This is a genomic window from Zobellia sp. 1_MG-2023 (assembly GCF_030549125.1).
Taxonomy (GTDB): domain Bacteria; phylum Bacteroidota; class Bacteroidia; order Flavobacteriales; family Flavobacteriaceae; genus Zobellia; species Zobellia russellii.
In genome coordinates, this window is the sequence record NZ_JAUOSY010000012.1 from 21,468 (window position 1) to 43,994 (window position 22,527).

Here is a 22,527-nt window from a genome sequence, read left to right on the forward strand (position 1 = left end):
AATGAAATTAAGAGTATTTATTTTATTTTTCATAGTGTCACTGAGTGGTTTTTCACAACTCAGTGACCTTCATTATTTGCCACCTCTAAAGCAAGGGGGCAATAACCAGGCGGTTAAAGACCAAGCTGTGTACCTATCCACACCTGAAAACACTGCTTTTAGTGTAAATGTTTATCAAGGCACAAACGTTACCCCAATTGCTAATTTAACATTATCCAACGCAGCACCAGTTACTTATGGATTAGCCCAGGGTGACAATAATATTACCATGGTTACAAATAGTAATACGGGTATTGTTCTTACCAATAGCGGTCTTCGGTTTGAATCACCCGGCGGCGAGAAATTTTATGTGAATTATAGAGGTAGCTCGACCTCCCAGTCAACCTCACTTACCAGTAAGGGTAGACAGGCTATGGGTACTTTATTCAAATGGGGAGGTATTCCAAACAGAGCCACACAAAACAGTCTAACCAATTCTGTTGGTATTATGGCAACTGAAGATAATACCATAATAGACATCTTTGGATACGACCCAAATTGTGAATTCCGATTAGGGAATAATGCCGGAGGTATTACTTCGGATACTTTTCAGGTTACCCTGAACGCAAATGAAACATTTGTGATGGAGGCATACGTAAAACAAACTACGGCAAATATTGATGGTTGGCTAGGCGCCACCATTTCGGCTACTAAAAACATTGTAATCAGTAACGGGGGACTTAATATCGGCGTAAGAGTAGGAAACGGTAGTAGAGATGCCGCAATTGACCAGCCTGTACCTCAAAATAAAATAGGTAAAGAATATGTATTCATTAGAGGAAATGGTTCTAGTGAGACCGAAAAACCAATTATTGTCGGTACACAGAACAATACGGCAATTTATGTGAACGGCTCCGCAACGCCAATTGCTACTATAAACAATGGTGATTATTTTGAAATTCCAGAAAGCAACTATTCAAGTTCCGTTGCAGGTGGTAATATGTTCGTTACTACTTCCAAAGATGCATATGCCTATCAATTATTAGCGGGAGGAAGTTCTATTGTAACTGTAGGACTTAACTTTGTAGCACCGGTTAATTGTTTACTACCGGACAACCTTAATAACATTCCCAATATTCAGGATGCAGCAGGAATTACAATGAACGGAGGTGTAACCATAATAGCCTCTACCACTACCCCAAATGCAAATATTACCGTTATGGATGGCAATGGTGCCGTAACCCTTCCTGCCCCAACACCCGTTACAGGATCTGCGGATTGGAAAACTTTTTATGTAGCCAATTTAACGGGAAATGTATCCGTTGAATCCACCGGACCAATTGCTGTGGGTTTCATAGGTTTTAATGGTGCCCGCGGTATTGCCGGTTATTTCTCTGGCTTTGATACGGTACCTGCAGTTGACTTACAGGTACAAGGTGGTGGATGTCTTCCCGGTTCTATCATAGAAGTAGTAGATGCTAATTTTGACGCTTACCAATGGTATCAGAATGGAACTATTGTTACTGGGGCAATTTTTTCGAGCTATACCCCAAGTGAAGCAGGCGATTATTTTGTGAGAGTTACCAAAGGTGGGTGTACTTATGATTCACAACCTATTGCCGCTTATTATTGTTTTCCCGATATTGTTGTAAAAAAAACGGCGGACAGAAATAATGTACTGGATGGAGAACTTGTTGAATTTACCATAACCGTAGAGAGCTTGGGCGTGAACAATGTTACTAACCTAGTGTTGACAGATATTCTTCCTGCTGGATTAGAATTAGTTTCATCCTCTGTATCAAAAGGGAGTTTTAACAGTCCGGATTGGACAGTGGGAACCATGAGCCAAGGAGAACTAGAGTCGTTAACGTTGGTTACAAGAGCCAGATTGAACAATATTTATATTACTTCCGCTAGTTATACCAATACCGTAACTAACAGCCAGGACCAAACGGACGCCAATATTTCTTCCGATGACCCTTCGGAAACCATTATAGTTACCTTGGAACAGCCTACTACAGTAATAACCAATAGAAAAATAACCTATAGGGTAAAGAAAAACTAATGCTTTTGTAACATTATATCCCCTATTTCGTCAAGTATGATATATCAATCAAAAAACACTTGACGTGAATACAATTCTAACGGTTGACCATCTCACCAAAAAATTCGGCTACCTGACCGCGGTCAAAGACCTTTCTTTTACTATTGAAAAAGGCAATGTTTACGGCATTTTGGGCCCGAACGGTAGTGGAAAATCCACCACGCTGGGAATTGTTCTGAACGTTATAAATAGAACGAAAGGCGATTTTTCTTGGTTTGATGGTTCTATGACCACCCACCAAGCTTTAAAAAAAGTTGGGGCAATTATTGAAAGACCCAATTTCTATCCTTACATGACGGCCATACAAAACCTGAAATTGGTCTGTAAAATCAAAGAGGTAAGTGAAACCAAAATAGAGGAAAAATTGGAGCTAGTCGGTTTGTTAGACCGAAAAAACAGTAAGTTCAGGACCTATTCACTGGGTATGAAACAACGTCTGGCCATTGCCTCTGCCCTACTCAATGACCCCGAAATCTTAATTTTAGATGAACCTACCAACGGCTTGGACCCACAAGGTATTCACCAAATACGGGAAATCATAAAGAAAATTGCATCCCAAGGCACCACCATTCTCTTGGCTTCCCATCTTTTGGATGAAGTGGAAAAAGTATGTAGCCATGTTATCATACTTAGAAAAGGCGAAAAACTTTATTCCGGCCGTGTAGATGGCCTACTAGCAAGTCATGGTTTTTTTGAATTAAAGACCAATGATCAGGAACGCTTAAAAACATATCTGGAAAAACACGCCAGCTTTGGACAGGTAAAATTGGAGAACGATTGCATTACCGCTTTTTTAAAAGAAGAAATGAATGCCGGAGAACTCAACAAAACCTTATTTGACCAGGGGATAACGTTATCACATCTTGTGAAAAGAAAAGAAAGCCTAGAAGAACAATTCCTGACTTTGACCAAAAATCAATCCAACTAGAAAACCATGACACGACTCTTACAAATTGAATTCATCAAATTATGGAACAACAGGGCCAGTAAAGTTCTGATCGTATCGTACTTTGTTCTTCTTTGCTCCATTACTTTAGTGGCTGCCATTAAATTTGATATTGGCCCCATAAAGTTCCATTTGGCCGAACAGGGAATCTTCAATTTTCCATACATCTGGCATTTCAATTCATTTATTACCGCATTCTTTAAACTGTTTTTGGCCATTGTTATCGTCTCTATGATGGCCAATGAATACAGTAATAAAACCATAAAACAGAATTTAATAGACGGACTATCCAAGAAGGAATTTATCCTTTCAAAATTTCTGACGGTCATTTCGTTCGCTTTGATTTCCACCGTTTTCGTATTCGTGGTATCACTCATTTTGGGTCTTTTCTACTCTAATTTTAATGAAATTGGTATTATTTTCTCGGGACTGGAATTCCTTTTAGCCTTTTTTGTAAAACTAGTAGGGTTTTTCTCGTTCTGTCTCTTTTTAGGCATTTTGGTAAAACGCTCTGCTTTTGCTCTAGGTTTTCTAATTCTATGGCAAATATTTGAATCCTTTATTCGAGGTATTATCAGATGGCGTTTTTTTGATGGAGAAACCACAGATATGATTATGGGATTCTTTCCTCTTAATGCTATGTGGAACCTTATTAAAGAACCGTTCACCAGGTTAAGTGCCGTACAAACGGCCGTAAACCAAATGGGAGAAGAAATTGTCCTAAACTACAATGTACATTGGTATGAAATACTAATTGTACTAGCTTGGACAGCTATCTTTATTTATGGGTCCTATGCGTTATTGAAGAAGAGGGATTTGTAGGAGCTGATTTGCTGTGATTTCTACCGGATTACCAGTAGAAACCAGTAATTGTTTTCTAGTATTTATTAGTCGGAATTATTAGTGGATTTCCCTTTGGATTATATTCATTTCCAGAATATAACCGAACGCTATGAAATTCGTTTTTACACTAACGCTTCTCCTTACCTCCTTCTTAGTAATTTCTCAGCAAGCGAATGACTGTATTGATGCCATTGTTGTTTGTGGTAATACAAACATTTCAAGTAATGCAACTGGTTTTGGCACTCAAGAATTAGACCGTACAAATGCCTGTTTGCATTACGAAGAAAACAGTTTATGGTTAAGCTTAACTATTGGCACTGCTGGTAACTTAGCATTCAATATAATTCCAAATAGTACGGACTTAGTTGTGGATTATGATTTTTACGTTTTTGGTCCAAACAATGATTGTGGAAATCTTGATGACCCAATAAGATGTAATACAACTAACCCTTTAAAGGCTTCATTAAGTTATAATGAAACGGGCTTACGTGGTTCAGAAACAAACTTTTCTGGAGGACCAGCTGAGTTAGGAAATGGTTATGTTTCTTCAATTCCCGTAAACGTTAGTGAACGTTATTATATATTGATTGATAGACCTGTTGGTAATGGTGGCTTCACTCTTGAATGGACGGGTACGGCAGGGTTTCTTCCCTCACCTAACGTTACTCAACCCGATGATATTGAAATCTGCTCATCTACGACCAGCACAATACTCGACCTGACAAAAAATGAAGAGACCATAACTACTAGCTCCACTGCAAATATTGAGTATTATACCTCCTATAATAATGCTTTTGATGGTATTAACGCTATAGTTGACCCAACTCAATTTACGTACACGGACGCTGTGAATCAAATCTACGTTCGGGCAACAAACCCTAATGGTTGTTTTGAAATCACTGATTTTGCCATACACGCCACCTCGTTTGACAGTCCGCCAAATCTTAGCTATGAGGTATGTGATGAGGATTTTGATGGTGAAGGTGATTTCTCGATAAACGATATTAGACAAGATGCCAAAAACGGAATATCGAATAATTCAGCATACACAGTAAGTTTTCATCCTGATGAAAGTACGGCTATGTCAAATTCTAGTGAAATTACGAGTCCAATTTTCTCCTCAACAAGTACAATTATTTATGCGCGTGTTAGCTCAACTACAACTAGTAACTGTTATATTACATATCCTATTTCGTTAACGGTTACTCCATCAACACCTATTAGTATTGAAAATGTAAAAATTCAAGAATCGTTCAGTAACTATAGTGTAGAGATAGAAATACGTAAAGATGGAGTTTACGAATATTCACTTGACGGATTAAATTATCAAAATGAACCTAGATTTGATAATGTTGATGCCGGTTTTTATACTGTTTTTGTTCGAGATATAAATGCTTGCGGCACCACGGAAAAAGATATTTCCATCATTGGCTTTCCAAAGTTTTTCACTCCTAACGGAGATGGTGCCAATGACGTATGGCAAATTAATGGTCCCAATACCAATTTCGAAAACCTGGCCATCCATATCTATGATCGTTATGGGAAGCTCATAAAACAGATTAATTCAAATTCCGTTGGATGGGACGGAACCATGGACGGGCGTCCACTCCCCTCTTCTGATTATTGGTTTAGAATTACCTTAACTGATGAAAAAGAATTTAAAGGTCATTTCTCCCTAAAACGATAGCTTCATTTTTTTTAGTTAAACAGGGTTATTACAGATTGATCTTTCACTCTTTAAAGATAAAATGTACCACTCATAGAATTTATACAATAACAAATATTTAGGCGACTATATTAGCTCTCAAACGTTAGAGCTATATGAAATTTTCCCGTTTTCACCTATTTTTCATAGGTGTTCTTCTCGTATTTCTGAAAGTAAATGCAAAAGAGGGATATCCCCAGTCTTTACCCGCTGACAGGCCTTTTATCACTACTTGGAAAACGGATAACCCCGGTACTTCAGCGAATAATCAAATTATGATTCCTTCAAGTAAATACCTTCCATCAAATTACGAGGTAGACTGGGGAGACGGAACTTTTGACACCGGAGTAAGCGGTTCTACAACACACACTTATGCCCTACCAGGGGAATATGTCGTAAAAATAACCGGGTTGTTTCCCAACATTGCTTTTGAAAATATAGGAGACAAAGAAAAAATCCTTTCTGTTGATCAATGGGGAGATATTAAATGGAAAACCATGATCTCTGCGTTTGATGGGTGCTCTAACTTGGATGTGTTAGCTACTGATATTCCGGATTTCTCCGGTGTATCAACCGTTAATAATATGTTTACCCGGTGTACTTCGCTTATAGGGAACAGTTCATTTAATAATTGGAAAATGGACACCATTACAAACATGCAAAATATGTTTTCAGGAGCATCACTATTTAACCAACCTATTGACCGATGGGATGTAAGCAATGTTAAAGATATGGTTGGCACATTTAGTTGGGCCACCCAATTCAACCAACCTATAGGAAATTGGGACGTGGGAAATGTTACATCTATGTTTTTTATGTTTTTTGCTGCCGAATCTTTTAATCAAGATATTGGTGACTGGGATGTGAGCAAGGTCGCTTCCATGGATAGTATGTTTGATTTGGCTATTTCATTTGACCAAGACCTGGGCAAATGGAATCCCGTTAACCTAAACAAAGCTCCCTTTATGTTCAGTAGAGCCGGTCTTTCAACAAAAAACTACGATGCTCTCCTAAAGGGATGGACTACTAAAAATCTTAAAACCGATGTTAAATTTCATGCCGGAAATAGTACATACTGCTCGAGTTCCGACATGAGAAAAATTTTAATCGATGTTTTAAATTGGGAAGTTAAAGACGCAGGTCTAGAGTGTACTTCCCAAAAGCCTTTTATAACTACTTGGAAAACGGACAACCCCGGTACTTCAACCAATAATCAAATTACCATTCCTACATTTTTAGGGGAAATTTATAATTATACCATTAACTGGGGTGATGGTGATATTGATACTAATGTTACTGGCGAAATAACACATACTTATTCCACGGCAGGAACGTATGAAGTCTCTATCTCAGGAGATTTTCCTCAGATAAATTTTCGTGATTTGGGGGACAAAGAAAAAATTATATCGATTGTACAATGGGGAGATATTGAATGGAAATCAATGCGTAGCGCATTTAGCGGTTGTACAAATTTAGATGTAATAGCTACAGATTTTCCTAATTTATCGGAGGTTACAATAGTAAATGGTATGTTTTCCGGTTGTTCTTCGCTCATAGGAAATGAGTCTTTCAATAATTGGGATATGGGAATGATTATAGAAATGGAAGGTATGTTTGCTGCCGCATCCCAATTCAACCAGCCGATAGGAAAATGGGATGTAAGCAATGTTAAAGACATGACCGGTACATTTAGCCAAGCTACCTCATTTAACCAAACTATCGGGAATTGGAATGTTGGGAAAGTGGAAGAAATGTGGGATATGTTCGGCGGAGCAACTAGTTTTAATCAAGACATAGGAGACTGGGATGTAAGCAATGTCTTGGACATGTGTGGAATGTTCCTTCTCGCTGAGTCATTTGACCAAAACCTAAGTAAATGGAACCCCACTAGCTTACGTTCTGCCTGTTATATGTTTAACTATTCATCACTATCCACCGCAAATTACGATGCCCTTTTAATAGGCTGGAGTGAACACGATCTTAAAACCAATGTAGATTTTGACGCAGATAATAGTACATACTGCGCCGGAGAGGAAGCCAGAAACAAGTTGATTAACACCTATGGTTGGAAAATTAATGACAAAGGGTATTTAGGTATTACAATAACTGAATTACCTAACCAAGAACATACAGATAGCTATACCTTACCCAAAATTACCGGCGAAAACCTAACTGGAAATGAAATGTATTACACAGGCCCTATAGGAACCGGTCAATCTTTTTCTTCTGGCACAACGCTTTACGCAGGTGATTTTCCGGACTATCCCGTAACATTATACATTTATGATTTTAGTGGCGATAGTACATCCGGTTGTAATGATGAAAAAAGCTTTGAACTTACATTAAGTACTATTTGTGAAAATCCCATTGCTGATAAATTAGAATCCGCACTGAGCTGTACGAGTTATACATTACCAGAGCTAAGCGAAAACAATTTCTACTACACGGAAGCCAATGCAAACGGTAATAAATTAATGGCCGGCGACGTCATTTATAGCTCCAAAACCCTATATATCTATACAGGGTCTAAAAATTGTTATGATGAGAATACTTTTAAGATTACAATAAATGCGAGTTTATGTGATATTAAAATTGAGACTATTGATCCTTGTCTAGTGCAATTTCCTCAATTTATAACTCCCAATGGTGATGGCCTTTTTGATGTATTCAAACCCAAAAAAAATCCTTGCGGGCAATCAGGTGAATTGCATATTCTTGATAGATACGGTAGACTTGTTTATGCAACTGACGATTTATACATGGGCTGGGACGGCACTGACAACTCACGAAAACTACCTGAAACGGATTATTGGTACCTATTCCAAAACTCTGATTCCGGTAAAACAATAACAGGTCATTTTACCATACTCCGATAGATGCACGGATTATTTTAATCGAACTCTTTTAAATCACACTTCTTTTGTAATTTTAAGGGATGAAATTTAAAGTAGTCTCAGAGTTTGAACCAACGGGGGATCAGCCACAAGCCATAAAGCAACTTGTAGAGGGAATGGAGGCCGGTGAACGGTACCAAACTCTATTAGGGGTTACCGGTTCCGGTAAAACCTTTACCGTTGCCAATGTTATAGAGAATGTACAACGCCCTACCCTAGTGCTCGCCCATAATAAAACACTGGCAGCGCAGCTGTACTCGGAATTCAAACAGTTTTTTCCGGATAATGCGGTGGAGTATTTTGTATCATATTACGATTACTACCAACCTGAGGCTTTTATACCCTCATCCGGACTTTACATAGAAAAGGACCTTTCTATTAATGAAGATATTGAAAAACTACGGTTAAGCGCTACATCATCATTACTCTCCGGAAGGCGAGATGTGTTGGTAGTTGCATCGGTTTCATGTTTGTACGGTATCGGAAACCCTGTGGAATTCCAGAAAAATGTCATCACTATTAAAAAGGACCAAGTAATTGCACGTACCAAATTCCTTCATCAATTGGTGCAAAGTCTATATTCCAGAACAACGGCCGATTTTAGGAACGGTAACTTTAGGGTTAAGGGAGATGTTGTTGATGTCTTCCCCAGTTATGCAGACCATGCCTTCCGTATTCATTTTTTTGGCGATGAAGTTGAAGAAATAGAGGCGTTTGACCCGTTCAACAACAACGTAATTGAGATTTACGAAACCTTGAACATCTACCCGGCCAACATGTTCGTTACTTCTCCTGATGTGCTGCAGGGTGCAATTCATCAGATTCAGGAAGATATGGTAAAACAGGTAGATTATTTTAAAGAAATAGGAAAACCGCTTGAAGCAAAACGACTTGAAGAACGTACCAGTTTTGATTTGGAAATGATTAGAGAACTAGGCTATTGTTCGGGCATTGAAAATTACTCACGTTATTTGGATGGCCGTCAACCAGGTACCAGACCGTTTTGCCTACTTGATTATTTTCCGGACGATTATTTGATGGTGATTGATGAAAGTCATGTAACTATACCCCAGGTTCATGCCATGTACGGTGGCGACCGCTCTAGAAAAGTAAACTTGGTGGACTATGGTTTCCGTCTCCCAGCGGCAATGGACAACCGTCCGCTAAAATTTGAAGAGTTTGAAGCACTTCAAAACCAGGCAATTTATGTGAGTGCAACACCGGCAGATTATGAGTTACAGCTTAGCCAAGGGGTATATGTTGAGCAGGTAATTAGGCCTACCGGACTTTTGGACCCCATTATTGAGGTACGACCTAGTCAAAATCAAATTGATGACCTCGTGGAAGAAATTCAGGTTCGGGTAGAAAAGGATGAACGGACTCTAGTAACTACCCTCACCAAAAGAATGGCAGAAGAACTTGCCAAATACTTAACACGAATTAATGTACGGTGCCGTTATATTCATAGTGATGTTGATACGTTGGAAAGAGTAGAAATCATGCAAGATCTTAGAAAAGGTATTTTTGATGTGCTGATTGGAGTAAATCTACTCCGTGAAGGATTGGATTTACCAGAAGTTTCTTTAGTGGCAATTTTGGATGCTGATAAGGAAGGTTTTTTAAGAAGCAATAGATCGTTAACCCAAACTGTTGGTAGGGCAGCAAGAAATTTAAACGGAAGGGCAATTATGTATGCCGATAAAATTACGGAAAGCATGCAGACTACAATTGATGAAACCAACTACCGTAGAGAAAAACAAATTGCCTATAATACGAAACATGGACTCGTACCAAAAGCATTAAATAAAAGTTTGGATAGTGTACTTTCTAAAAATTCAGTTTCTACATATCACTTCGAAAAAGAGGAGATGAGAGCCGCCGAACCGGACCTTGAATATATGACGAAAGACCAGATTGAAAAGATGGTCCGAGAGAAAAGAAAGGCCATGGAAAAGGCCGCCAAAGAACTGGACTTTATGCAGGCTGCAAAACTGAGAGACGAGATAAAATCACTTCAAGAAAAAGCCTAAATTCACGTGTATTAGAGGAGGAAATCCAGTGATTTTAACTATATAAATTAATAATACATATAAACAATTTTAAATAACTGATTAACAGATTAAAAACGTTAATTTTTAGACAAGTCTAAATTGTGGTTTTTATCATTTTTCAATAAAAATAAACTCGTAGTTACAGTTCTTTAAACAGAAAAAAGTAACACTGTTTTAAGTCAATAATTTACTCGATTCACTTTGAAAAAGCAACCGTCAACTGCAAAATAATTTGTCTTTTACTATTCAAAAACGGAGCTGAAAATTGCTTGCCTTTCCACAAAAAAAGCACCCTAGAAATATACCTAGGGCGCTTCTTCAACTAACCAACCAAACTTAAATCTACCCGATTAATAATCGGGATTATGAAACGTTTTGTACTAAGACAAAACAACCAATCTAACTTTTACTTCAACTCAATAAGACGCTTTGGTTTTGGCAAAGCTTCTTCTTTTTTCGGTAATTCAATTTTCAAAACACCATCAATATAATCTGCTTTAATGTCATCTACATTGATAGATTCTGGAAGCGTAAAAGCTCTTTTAAAAGATGAAAATCTAAACTCGCGACGGGTATAATTCTCTTCTTTTACTTCTTTTTCATCCTTTAATTCAGCAGAAATGGTCAAAAGTTCATTGTCTACTTCAATATTAAAATCCTCTTTCTTTCTTCCAGGCACAATCAAATCGAGTTCAAAACTCTTTTCGTTATCCTTAATATTTACAGCAGGAGTGCTTGTTGCTACATTCTCCATACCTCCAAACCAATCAGGCTTAAAAATCTCGTTCATTAATGAAGGAAAAGCCAAGTTGTTTCTTTTTACTATACTCATGATATCTATATTTTATATTAGACTTTAAATTTTTAATTCGATTGATTAAGGACAAATTACATACCAACTACTAAATCATGACTATATGTCATTATTTGCATATATAAAAGTGACAAAACGTCATTTTTATATGTAATATGCAATAGAAGTTACAGCTTGTTCTATGGCAAGATTGTCAGTATAGGGGTTCATCAGTATGGTTCTCCATATTTTTGTAATACCTTGCCGAAAATTTTACGCTATGACCAATAACGATGTTTTTAAGAAGCTCAGAGTAGCATTAATGCTGAGAGATGATGAGATAATTGACATTCTAAAACTTGTTGACTTCAACATTAGCAAAAGTGAATTGGGCGCCTTTTTTAGAAAGGACGACCACCCCAACTATATGGAGTGCGGCGATCAAGTATTGCGTAATTTTTTAAACGGATTAGTCATTCATTTAAGGGGAACGAAAGAAAACCCAAAAACACCGGGTGAAGTACTTTCCAAAAAAGTTGTAAAACCGGCAAAGGTCAATCACGCTAAAAGACCGGATTTTAAGACGCAACAACAAAAGAAAATCAACAAAGATATTACTAATGTAAAATACAAGAACAAAAAAAAATCCTGAGTTCGGTGATGAGCCGCCCTCAGGATTTAATATTTACCTAAACCTATTTAACCTGCAATGCTAACAGGCAAAGTATAGGTTCTCCCTTCCTTATACGCCTGAATACTGACCTTTTTATAATTGAGCTTCTCTTTTACAAAAGCTTCAACCACTTCATTATCTGCATTTACACTTAACACCACAATTTCTTGATTTTGGTTTAAGGTAAAACGAACAAAGGCCGTTTCATCAACTTCTTTAATAGTTAAAGAGTTGTCCGTTAGCAGCTCGTAAATTTGAACCGTTAAGTTTTTTGTTGATTTCTTGTTTTCACCTTCGTTAGCAAAAACATTACCGATTGAAAGTAGCATTGCAGCTACCAAGACTAAACTAGTTTTTCTCATGATTTATCGTTTTAAATGATTTGATGAATTACTTAAAAGACGATACTGAGATGAGATTGTTACGAAGGAACAGCCTTTTTAACACATTCTTATCATTCTAAACAGCCATACACGCTGTTGTAATAGCATGATACTTAGTGGTCAGCTCTCAAAATTTATATGCCTACTCATGTTCTCTTCTACAGAAATAAAGGATTCTATACCCCTAATACCTTCAATAGTAAGTATTGCCTCTTGATACAGTCTCCTGTAATGTAGACTATCCTTGGCATGTACCTTTATAAAGATGTCATACTTTCCGGTACTATGATGAATTTTAACCACCTCTTGAATTTTAGCCAATTCTTCTATTACTATCTTATATAAGAAACTCTCGCGCAGATATATCCCCAGAAAAACAGTCATCTTATATCCCATTTTACTGTAGTCTAGACTTAGGGTAGCCCCTTTAATAACTCCCATATTCTTCATTTTACGTGTACGCATATGTACCGTTCCAGGAGAGATTCCTGCACGCTTTGCAACTTCCGTATAGGGCATCTGTGCATCATTAGATAATAACGTTAATATTTTATGGTCTACTGAATCAAGTTTGTCTCTCATTTGTAGTATTTTTCTTGGTTATTTACTACCCGAAATTTTGGGTCACCTCTTGATAATCAGCTTACAATCATCATAAAATGTTCAATTTAATTTACCATTTAGAGGATTTTAGTAAAAATAGTTTAATGATTTTAAAAAATCAGTTATAATTCACTAATTAAACCCGTTTTTTTATGGATATAATTAAAAATTGACCGCTTCAAATTTTTAATGCCATAAAAATGGTTTTATAACGCAATATTTACATATCGTTAGATTTTTAAAATCTAAAAATCTCAATTCTGTCATATTGATCAATTTTTCATCAAAAATTACCATATCGGTAGATTATACGCTCATAACTACCTAAAACACAGTGTTTTCAAAGGGTGTTGCATTTTTTTTAATCAAAAAGTCACACTAATATTGTCTTGTCGTTACGTCATAGAAAATGGCACTCGGCACAGTTAAGTATCCGGAACTTTTCTTTAGATCTGCATTTGACCACCGTCCCCCGATTGGATGAGGTGTGGTTGGGCAAATGAACAATGTTTAGTATCAACCAAAACCTTGTACTTATGAAGAAAGCTCTAATACTATCACTCTTATTTTTAAACTGTATGATCTCATACGGACAAGAGACGACTATTACCGGTACGGTAGTAGATGAAGAAGGAGTCGTGCTACCAGGCACCGACATTATTATTAAAGGCACAACAAAAGGAACACTTACTGATTTTGATGGAAATTATACGATAGACGCTCCGGCAGATGCTATCCTTATATTCTCATCCTTAGGATACGGAACTAAAGAAGTACCCGTAGGCGGTCAAGCAACCGTAAACGTAACCTTGGCCATGGCAGCGGAACAACTGCTAGAAACTATTGTAATTGGTTCTAGGGGTCAACCCAGAACTAAATTGAACACTCCGGTTCCGGTAGATGTTATTAATATTAAAGAAGAAGCTATTAATATGCCTCAACAAGATCTTTCACAAATGTTGGCTGCTTCGGCGCCGTCATTCACCGCTTATACCAGTGGTGGTGGAGATCTATCCTCATTCGTTAGCCCACCAAGCCTTAGGGGTTTGGCCCCAAACCAGATGCTGGTTTTGGTAAATGGCAAAAGAAGGCATACTTCGGCAATTTTAGCGGCATCACAAACAGGCACACCGTCTAATGCGGTAGATATGAAATTTATACCTTCTATTGGTATAGACCATATAGAGATACTTCGTGACGGGGCATCTGCACAATATGGTTCTGACGCTATTGCCGGTGTTATAAACGTAGTAACCAAAAAGGGAACCGGTGAATTTACCGGAACCCTTACCGTTGGTGGTTACCCAAACAAATCTCCGGATTTCAGCGATTCGGATTTGACCGACGGGGAAAAAGCGTTAAACAGGTCTTCCGGCGACTGGGACGGTTTCAACTTTCAATTTGATGGAAATTATGGAATTGGCTTTGAAAACGGAGGATACTTTAATGTATCAGCTTTAATAAGTCAATCTGAACGTACCATACGCCCTACGGTTCTTGAAATAGACAGAGCCCCGCTTTACAGCGACACCTATCTGAACAACCAAACTACAGATGTAAACGGAAGACCCGTAATAACCAACCCGGAACTAGTGGCCGCACAAGCCAGCGGCAATGCTGCTGCAATAAGCTCACTAACAACGGTAGAAGGGCTCATGGCCGCAAGAGACATTGAACAAGTAGACGTAGCAACGTATTCAGGACTGCCGGCCAAGACACTCATGGGCTTTGGCTTTAATCTTGAAAATCCGTTGAGTGAAACCACGGATTTTTATGCTTTTGGGGATTTCGGTTACCAGTATTCCGATGCTTATAGCTGTTTTTATAGAAGAGCTGCTCAAGCGGACAGAACTAGTTTTGACCTATACCCGAACGGATTTAGACCTCAAATTTATACAGACCAATACAATCTTTCTTTGTCCACGGGAATTACCGGAGAGCTTGGTGATTTTGATTTTGACCTGAGTAATACCTTTGGTTACAACTCCGCTAAATATGGTATGTTCAATACTTGGAACGCAAGTATCGGAACCAGTTCACCAACAGAAATGTACTTAGGTACGCACAGCTTTGCCCAAAACACATTAAATCTTGATTTCACTAACTTTTATGATGATATTCTATCTGGACTTAACGTAGCCTTTGGTGGCGAATTAAGAGTTGAAAACTATGCAATTGTTGCTGGCCAAGAAGAAAGCTGGACAGCAGGAACTGCAGGTGTAGTTACCGCTACGGAAGACAACCAAGCCTTGGTTGGTCCTGATGGCTTTCCTTTAGAAGACTTAAACGGAACCCCAATTGTAGATGGCTCTGGAAACCCAGTTGTACTACCTTACGCAGGGGTAAGCCAAGAGTTGGTTAAAAACTACGCATTAAACTGTCAGTGTTTCCGCGGATTTGCACCAGAAAATGAAAGTAACTCTTACCGTTCGGTAATGGCGGCTTATGTAGATATGGAATTGGATGTTACTGAAGCTTTCTTAGTTTCCGGAGCACTGCGATTAGAAAACTACTCGGATTTTGGTAACGTATTGACCGGTAAGGTAGCCGCACGTTATTCTATTGGCGATAATTTTGCATTGAGAGGCTCTTTCAGCAGTGGCTTTAGAGCTCCTTCATTACAAGAATTGAACTACTCTCACAGTTATACTTTTTTCGTAGGCCTAGAGCCATTTGACGGTACGTTATATCCTAATAGTAGTTCTGCTGCAAGAGCATTGGGCATAGGTCAACTACAAGAAGAGCGTTCTAGAAACTACAGCTTAGGATTCACTACCAAAATTGGAAAATTGAATTTAACTGTTGATGCCTATAAAATTGACATATTCGATAGAATCTTTGAAACAGGTGAATTTGATGCCGGTCAAGCACCTGTACTTTCTCCAATTATTGGTAGCGGTCTGGCCAGTTTTAGAATTAACGGTGGTGACATCAGTACTAAAGGTGTTGAAGCCGTACTGAACTACAACAAGAATATTGGTGCAGGTAAGTTGGGAGTTACACTTTCAGGAACTTTCAGAGAGAACAAATTTGAAAATGTAAATATTCCTGACCTAAACACTAATCTTACCGATGCCGAATTGGCTGACAACTATGTAAACAGAGGACTTATCGGTCAGTTTGAAACGGGTACACCAAGTAGCAAGATTATCGGAACATTAAACTACTCTATTGGTAAGTTCTCAGCCATGTTAAGAGGTACAAGATTTGGTTCTGTTCAAACTAGGGATAGCAGAGAACGTACGCTTCTTGATGGTAGTGTAGGTTACGCGGATCAATATTTCACACCTGAGTTCACTACGGACATGGGTGTTACCTACAACTTTTCAGATAAAATCAGTTTCACCATAGGAGGTAACAACATCTTTAATGAATACCCAGAAATAGTAAGGTATGAATTAAGAACCTTCAACTTGTATTCTAACTATCAGCAAGGATCATCGGGATCTTACTACTTCGGTAGATTGACATTTACACTATAAGAAAAGAATATCCGGTAAAACTTAAAAAAGATAATTATGATAAAGTATATAAAAAACATTTTAGTAGTAATGGTGGTCGCTACAGGTCTTATCTCTTGCGAACAAGAAAGACTTGACCCCATACTTACCACAGCTGACGGTGGCGGTACACTTAACCAGTATATGGCATACACCATAGCATCTACAGACCCAGCAGGATCAAATGTAAATGGAAGAATTGTTTTCTGGAAAGACAACCTTGATCGCACTTTAGTACAGGTTGCACTATACAATACTGTAGAAGGACTATCGCACCCTGCCTTAATTATGGATGGCATGGTAGGTACCGGAACCACTACAATGATTGCATTAGATGATGTTTCCGGAGATAGTGGTGAATTTATGATGAATAAATTCTTCGTTATTACTGACACCAGTTTTTATGATTCTATCCCTGATATGGATTCACACATTAACATCTACTTAAGTGACACTGATGATACCATTGTTGCTTCCGGAGATTTAGGCGCCAACGCCTTACCAGTAGAAATGAATTAGACTTTTTAACTTAAATACAAACAGCATTATGAACACTTTAGACAGAAGAGCTTGGTTGAAACGAGGAATGTTGACCGCAGCAGGAGCAATGGTAATTCCACACGTAACTTTTGGAAAATCAAATGCCAAAGGACTACATATTAACGCAAAAGGGCAGACACTTTATAGTCCGTTTTTCAAAGAATATAACGCCAATGTATTTCCAGACACGATGGAGCTTTTGGCCAAGTTAAACGCAAATGAGAACCCATACGGACCGTCTCCTAAAGCTATCGAAGCCTTTAAGAACGCGGCACCAATGGGAAATAGATATGCATGGAAAGAACTTTTTGACCTAATGGAAAAAATTGCCGTTGAAGAAAAAGTTACCGCCAAGAACATTATGATGGGACCAGGTTCTTCTGATCTATTGGAAAAAACCGCAATGGTATTATTTGCCGATGGCGGAAATATTGTTTCTGCTGATCCATCCTACATGTCTCTTATTAAAGTTGCCGAAGCCACTGGTGCCACTTGGAAGCCCGTTCCATTAAAGGAAGACTGGTCTCATGACCTTTCCGCTATGGAAGCAGCTATTGATGCAGATACCAAATTGGTATACATCTGTAACCCCAACAACCCAACAGGTAGTATGACCGATCATGCGGAATTGGTAGATTTCTGCTCCCGCGTATCGGACAAGGTTACGGTTTTCATAGATGAGGCCTATTTAGGGTTCTTGGACGATGCGGCCAAAAAGAGTATGGTTTCCCTTATTAACGAGGGCAAAGACGTTATTATAGCCCGTACTTTCTCTAAAATTCACGGAATGGCAGGCCTTAGAATAGGTTACATTGTGGCACAAGAGGCTACATTGGATAAAATCCAAAAAATAACCCGTGGCGGAATGGGCATCTCCTACCCTACCATTTTTGCGGCATCCGTTAGTATGGACGATGTAGCGTTCCAAAACAAGTCAAGAAAACTAAATGCCGAATGTAGAGAATATGTCTACTCTGTTCTGGATAAAATGGGATACAGCTACGTACCATCCTCTACAAGCTTTATTCTTTTCCCAATTGAAATGGAAGGCAAAGAATTCTTGGAAAAAATGACCGCGCAACGTGTTGGCGTGCGTGCTTTTGACATTATGGACAAAAACTGGTGTCGTGTAAGTATGGGTACTATGGAAGAAATGGAAATTTTTGGTGCCGCTTTACAAAAAGTCCTCGCATAATTGCTATGAAATACCCCCGAGAGTCGGTTCAATCATCAATTGCCTTGATATTACCAGATATCGGCTCTCTTTGGGTTTTTCAATCCTTTTTACCTACTCATTAATTCTTAAACTACACCCTATGAATTTCGCCCTTCAAAACACGTTAGAACTATTGCTTATTATTGGTTTAGGGCTACTATTACAAAAAAAAGTAGCTAAGCAAGACCTAAAAGGTGTTAAGGTTATCATTCTTAGTGTTGCCTTGCCAGCCGTAATATTTGTTGCTCTACTCAAAATAAAACTAGATAGTTCCTTACTAATTTTCCCCTTGCTTGCTTTGGCATTTAACCTTGTTATGCTATTGGCAACCAAATATTTCCTGAACTCAACCATATCAAAAGAAGAAAACTCAAAAAAACGAACCATAATGATGCTGATGCCTTCTTTGGCACCAGGTCTATCCTGTTTTCCTTTTATTGCTATCTATTTAGGCGATGATTCTTTAGCTCTTGCTGCTTTGGCCGATGTAGGAAACAAAATATTTGTTCTTATACTACTATACATGTTGGCTACTCATTGGTATCACAAAAGAGCATTACAAGACTTAAAACCGTCCACTTCCAGTAAGCTTAAAGGTTTAGGACTGGCTCTAATTAAAGAGCCTATAAATATGGTCATAATTGCCGGCCTTTTGTTATTGTCATTTGGTTTTAATTTAGACTCATTGCCCACTTTTATAAAAGACACCGCTTTAAGCATTAAGGTAATAATGACACCGCTTATACTTTTGTTCATAGGTATGGCCGTACGTATTAAATCCGGAGAATTTGGACTTATCCTTTCGCTTTTAACACGCAGAGCAGGCATTACGTTCTGTTTATCCGCTATATTCATTTTGCTGTTTCCGGCGCTATCTACCCCGTTAATTCTTTTATTGGTGGTATTTCCGCAAAGCTCATGTAGCTTCTGGCCGTTTGCCCATATGAGCGCTATTAGTTCAATGGAAGAAGAGGACAAACAAACCAAGCCAACCTTTGATATCAATTTTGCCGTAAACATCTTGGCGTTATCCCTACCGTTTTCTACCATTTTATGTATTGGTATATTCTCTTTTAGCGATTTCTTTATCAACCCCGCGGTTTTACTTTTAATAGGTTTTGGGATGATCGTTGTATCTTTCATTCCATATGTAATTGAAAAAATAAAAAAAAGCAAAGCATCGGAACTATCAGGTCAGTTTAACACCTACGCGGGTATAGACACCCACTCACAGACCTCGGAAAAAAACTAGATTAAAAGAACCCAATATTTTAATTTATATAAAGAAAAGAGCATGACAATCGGTATTCCCAAAGAAGTTAAAAACAATGAAAATCGTGTAGGGATGACTCCTGCAGGAGTCTACGAACTCACCAAACATGGGCATATTGTTTATGTACAATCTACCGCTGGCGAGGGCAGCGGTTTTTTTGATTACGATTATAAAAAAGCCGGAGCCCTTATTTTAGATACTATTGGACAAGTTTATGGCATTAGTGAAATGATCGTAAAAGTCAAGGAACCCATGCCCGAGGAATACGATTTGGTACAACCTGATCAGATTATTTTCACTTATTTTCATTTCGCTTCTAGCGAATCTCTAACCAAAGCAATGATAGAAAGCAAAGCTATATGCATTGCTTACGAAACGGTTGAGGACGAAGATGGCACCCTGCCATTGTTAACCCCCATGTCTGAGGTTGCAGGAAGAATGGCCATACAACAGGGAGCTAAATATTTAGAAAAACCCGCAAAAGGCAGAGGGGTTCTTCTAGGAGGTGTTCCCGGTGTTGCCCCAGGAAAAGTTCTAGTTTTAGGTGCTGGCGTTGTTGGTGTGCAAGCAGCTAAGATGGCTGCCGGGCTTGGAGCTCAAGTAACCATCTTGGACATTAATATGAAACGGCTTAGACACATAAATGATGTGATGCCCCCACATGTTATTACTGAGTTTTCAAATGAATTCAATATCCGTAAACACATAAAGACCCACGACCTAATTGTTGGCGGAGTTCTTTTGAAAGGTGCAAAAGCACCCAATCTTATAACTAGGGATATGCTTAAAGAAATGCGTCCGGGAACCGTTATTGTTGATGTTGCCGTGGACCAAGGCGGCTGTGTGGAAACTACAAGACCCACCACTCACGAAGACCCTATCTATATTATAGATGATGTGGTACATTATTCCGTAGCGAATATGCCGGGAGCTGTTCCCTACACTTCTACTGTAGCCTTAACAAACGTTACTTTGCCCTATGTGCTGAAGCTCGCCAATTTAGGCTGGGCAAATGCAACAGATACCGATGCCTCGTTAAGAAAAGGACTGAATATCATTAATGGTGAAATTGTTTATGATGAAATAATGCAAGCATTTTAACCGACCAATAATCATAAAAAAAGGTCTCCAATGGAGACCTTTTTTCAATTATAAAATGATTGACTTTTATCGCTTAGCTACTTCAATTGGAATGCGATAAACAATACCCTTTTCAAAAGTTCCTTTTGATAATTTTTCAAAGTCAATAGCACTTTTCAAAAAATCTTTTAAGGCTTCGTTCTCCGTTTCTATAGAGAGGATTCTTAAATAATTTCCATCATCTACAGCAACTCTTACTTCTGCTTTTGAACCTCTTATTTCATTAGGAATTACATTTGTTCCCAACATCTCATAAATTTGTGAAGTAAGAACTTTTAATGCTTTTGGTTCGTGTACTTCAACTTCGGGTGTGTTGGCCAGAACATAACCTATGTTAAATACCATCATCACCATTAATGCATAAATTGATTTTTTCATGGCGTTTGTTGTTTTGTTTTGCTAATTCAGATAACTAATTCACATTAAAGATATTACAAAATAGAGCCCGTATACTGACTATTTACTAAAATTTAACACTAGAAAACAGTAATGTCATAAAACAAGTAAAAAATCTAACGATACCTCAGCTTTTTACTCGACCTGAGTAAAACACAAATTGTAAAATGTTCAATTATGCGTATAAAAAAAGGGATGAACCGTGCGGTTCATCCCTTTCAAAATTTATAAAAAGTGAGTTTTAGCTTAAAACTTCTTTTACTTTATCAGCAGCTTCTTGAAACTGTACTGCGGAATGTACCGCCAAACCGGAATTATCAATAATTTCCTTCGCAATTTCTGCATTGGTACCTTGTAATCTAACAATTATTGGAACTTTAATAGCATCTCCCATATTCTTGTAAGCCTCTACAATACCGTTTGCAACACGGTCACAACGTACAATACCTCCAAAGATATTCACCAAAATAGCTTTAACACCTTCGTCTTTTAAGATAATACGGAAAGCTTCTTCTACCCTTTTAGCATCGGCTGTACCACCAACATCTAAAAAGTTAGCTGGTTCACCACCGGCCATTTTAATCAAATCCATCGTGGCCATTGCCAATCCGGCTCCGTTTACCATACAGCCCACATTTCCATCTAAATCAACATAATTTAGACCTAAGGCACCAGCTTCAACTTCAATTGCGTTCTCTTCTCGTAAATCACGCATTTCTGCATATTGCTTTCTACGGTAAAGCGCATTGTCATCAATAGATACCTTAGCATCTACCGCCATTATCTTGTCATCCGATGTTTTCAACACTGGGTTGATTTCAAACATACTGGAATCACTCTCTACGTAAGCCTTGTACAAAGAAGCAACAAATTTGGTCATTTCTTTAAAAGCAGTACCTGACAATCCTAGGTTAAAAGCAATTTTTCTAGCTTGAAACGGTAAAAGACCTGTAGCAGGATCAATTTCTTCAGTAAAAATAAGATGTGGAGTGCTTTCGGCAACCTCCTCAATGTCCATTCCACCTTCGGTAGAGTACATGATCATATTTCTTCCTGTACCTCTGTTCAAAAGAACTGACATATAGAATTCACTAGTTTCACTATCGCCTGGGTAGTATACATCTTCGGCAACTAAAACTTGGTGAACTTTTTTACCCGCCGCAGAAGTCTGTGGGGTAATCAGGTTCATTCCTATAATGTTTCCTGCAATTTCTTCTACTTCCTTAAGGTTTTTGGCCAATTTTACACCTCCACCTTTACCACGGCCACCTGCATGTACCTGGGCTTTTATAACGTGCCAACCTGTTCCGGTCTCGGCAGTTAATTGTTTGGCAGCCTCTACGGCTTCCTTTGAATTATGGGCCACGATACCGCGCTGAATGCGCACACCGAAACTGGCCAAAATCTCTTTTCCTTGGTACTCGTGAAGATTCATATATTAAGGTATATTTAGATTCGAAAGCAAAAATAGGAAACGTAGAGGATTTA

At 38.3% G+C, this 22,527-nt stretch carries 17 protein-coding genes; 12 read left to right on the forward strand and 5 right to left on the reverse strand.

All coding sequences use genetic code 11. The features are described from left to right. Position 1 precedes the first annotated feature (1 nt). The 6 genes from Q4597_RS18135 to uvrB all read left to right on the forward strand — a co-directional run bounded on the left by Q4597_RS18135 (position 2) and on the right by uvrB (position 10,501). A complete protein-coding gene (locus tag Q4597_RS18135; RefSeq protein WP_303407489.1) occupies positions 2-2,044 on the forward strand; it encodes a DUF11 domain-containing protein in 2,043 nt (680 codons plus the stop codon). Positions 2,045-2,108: 64 nt separating this feature from the next. Further along, entirely contained in the window at positions 2,109-3,011 is a 903-nt protein-coding gene (locus Q4597_RS18140; RefSeq protein ID WP_303407491.1) for an ABC transporter ATP-binding protein, read from the forward strand. 6 nt (positions 3,012-3,017) lie between these two features. Then, positions 3,018-3,851: an ABC transporter permease gene (locus Q4597_RS18145; protein ID WP_303407492.1), complete on the forward strand. Its 834-nt coding sequence runs from the start codon at positions 3,018-3,020 to the stop codon at positions 3,849-3,851. 130 nt (positions 3,852-3,981) lie between these two features. After that, a complete protein-coding gene (locus Q4597_RS18150) occupies positions 3,982-5,559 on the forward strand; it encodes a T9SS type B sorting domain-containing protein (protein WP_303407494.1) in 1,578 nt (525 codons plus the stop codon). Positions 5,560-5,693: 134 nt separating this feature from the next. Beyond that, a complete protein-coding gene (locus Q4597_RS18155; RefSeq protein ID WP_303407496.1) occupies positions 5,694-8,453 on the forward strand; it encodes a BspA family leucine-rich repeat surface protein in 2,760 nt (919 codons plus the stop codon). 59 nt (positions 8,454-8,512) lie between these two features. Next, positions 8,513-10,501, forward strand: a complete 1,989-nt coding sequence (uvrB, locus tag Q4597_RS18160; protein ID WP_215441546.1) for an excinuclease ABC subunit UvrB — start codon at positions 8,513-8,515, stop codon at positions 10,499-10,501. Between the two features lie 427 nt (positions 10,502-10,928). Here uvrB and Q4597_RS18165 read toward each other — a convergent pair whose 3' ends face one another. Further along, positions 10,929-11,354 (reverse strand): Hsp20/alpha crystallin family protein, encoded by a 426-nt coding sequence (locus tag Q4597_RS18165; protein ID WP_303407501.1) that lies wholly within the window; start codon positions 11,352-11,354, stop codon positions 10,929-10,931. A 241-nt stretch (positions 11,355-11,595) separates the two neighbouring features. Here Q4597_RS18165 and Q4597_RS18170 point away from each other — a divergent pair, with 241 nt between their 5' ends. Continuing rightward, the gene (locus Q4597_RS18170; protein WP_215912659.1) at positions 11,596-11,967 is read left to right on the forward strand and encodes a DUF1456 family protein; all 372 of its coding nucleotides are present in this window, start codon (positions 11,596-11,598) and stop codon (positions 11,965-11,967) included. A gap of 47 nt (positions 11,968-12,014) precedes the next feature. Here Q4597_RS18170 and Q4597_RS18175 read toward each other — a convergent pair whose 3' ends face one another. Both Q4597_RS18175 and Q4597_RS18180 read right to left on the reverse strand, forming a co-directional pair. Next, positions 12,015-12,350: a hypothetical protein gene (locus Q4597_RS18175; RefSeq protein ID WP_303407503.1), complete on the reverse strand. Its 336-nt coding sequence runs from the start codon at positions 12,348-12,350 to the stop codon at positions 12,015-12,017. A gap of 141 nt (positions 12,351-12,491) precedes the next feature. After that, the gene (locus Q4597_RS18180; RefSeq protein WP_215441538.1) at positions 12,492-12,953 is read right to left on the reverse strand and encodes an Lrp/AsnC family transcriptional regulator; all 462 of its coding nucleotides are present in this window, start codon (positions 12,951-12,953) and stop codon (positions 12,492-12,494) included. 557 nt (positions 12,954-13,510) lie between these two features. Here Q4597_RS18180 and Q4597_RS18185 point away from each other — a divergent pair. The 5 genes from Q4597_RS18185 to ald all read left to right on the forward strand — a co-directional run bounded on the left by Q4597_RS18185 (position 13,511) and on the right by ald (position 20,604). Beyond that, entirely contained in the window at positions 13,511-16,456 is a 2,946-nt protein-coding gene (locus tag Q4597_RS18185) for a TonB-dependent receptor (protein WP_289041356.1), read from the forward strand. Between the two features lie 36 nt (positions 16,457-16,492). Beyond that, a complete protein-coding gene (locus tag Q4597_RS18190; RefSeq protein WP_303407507.1) occupies positions 16,493-16,993 on the forward strand; it encodes a hypothetical protein in 501 nt (166 codons plus the stop codon). Positions 16,994-17,021: 28 nt separating this feature from the next. Then, on the forward strand, positions 17,022-18,209 hold the full coding sequence (locus Q4597_RS18195; RefSeq protein ID WP_303407509.1) for a histidinol-phosphate transaminase: 1,188 nt from the start codon (positions 17,022-17,024) through the stop codon (positions 18,207-18,209). Positions 18,210-18,330: 121 nt separating this feature from the next. Continuing rightward, a complete protein-coding gene (locus Q4597_RS18200) occupies positions 18,331-19,482 on the forward strand; it encodes a permease (RefSeq protein WP_303407511.1) in 1,152 nt (383 codons plus the stop codon). A 42-nt stretch (positions 19,483-19,524) separates the two neighbouring features. Then, a complete protein-coding gene (gene ald, locus Q4597_RS18205) occupies positions 19,525-20,604 on the forward strand; it encodes an alanine dehydrogenase (protein WP_215441528.1) in 1,080 nt (359 codons plus the stop codon). 66 nt (positions 20,605-20,670) lie between these two features. On the opposite strand, the gene Q4597_RS18210 is transcribed toward ald, so the two are convergent. Continuing rightward, positions 20,671-21,021, reverse strand: a complete 351-nt coding sequence (locus Q4597_RS18210; protein ID WP_289041361.1) for a hypothetical protein — start codon at positions 21,019-21,021, stop codon at positions 20,671-20,673. 259 nt (positions 21,022-21,280) lie between these two features. After that, positions 21,281-22,474 carry an ADP-forming succinate--CoA ligase subunit beta gene (sucC, locus tag Q4597_RS18215; protein ID WP_215441524.1) on the reverse strand — a complete coding sequence of 398 codons (1,194 nt, stop codon included), beginning with the start codon at positions 22,472-22,474 and terminating at the stop codon, positions 21,281-21,283. Between the last annotated feature and the right edge of the window lie 53 nt (positions 22,475-22,527).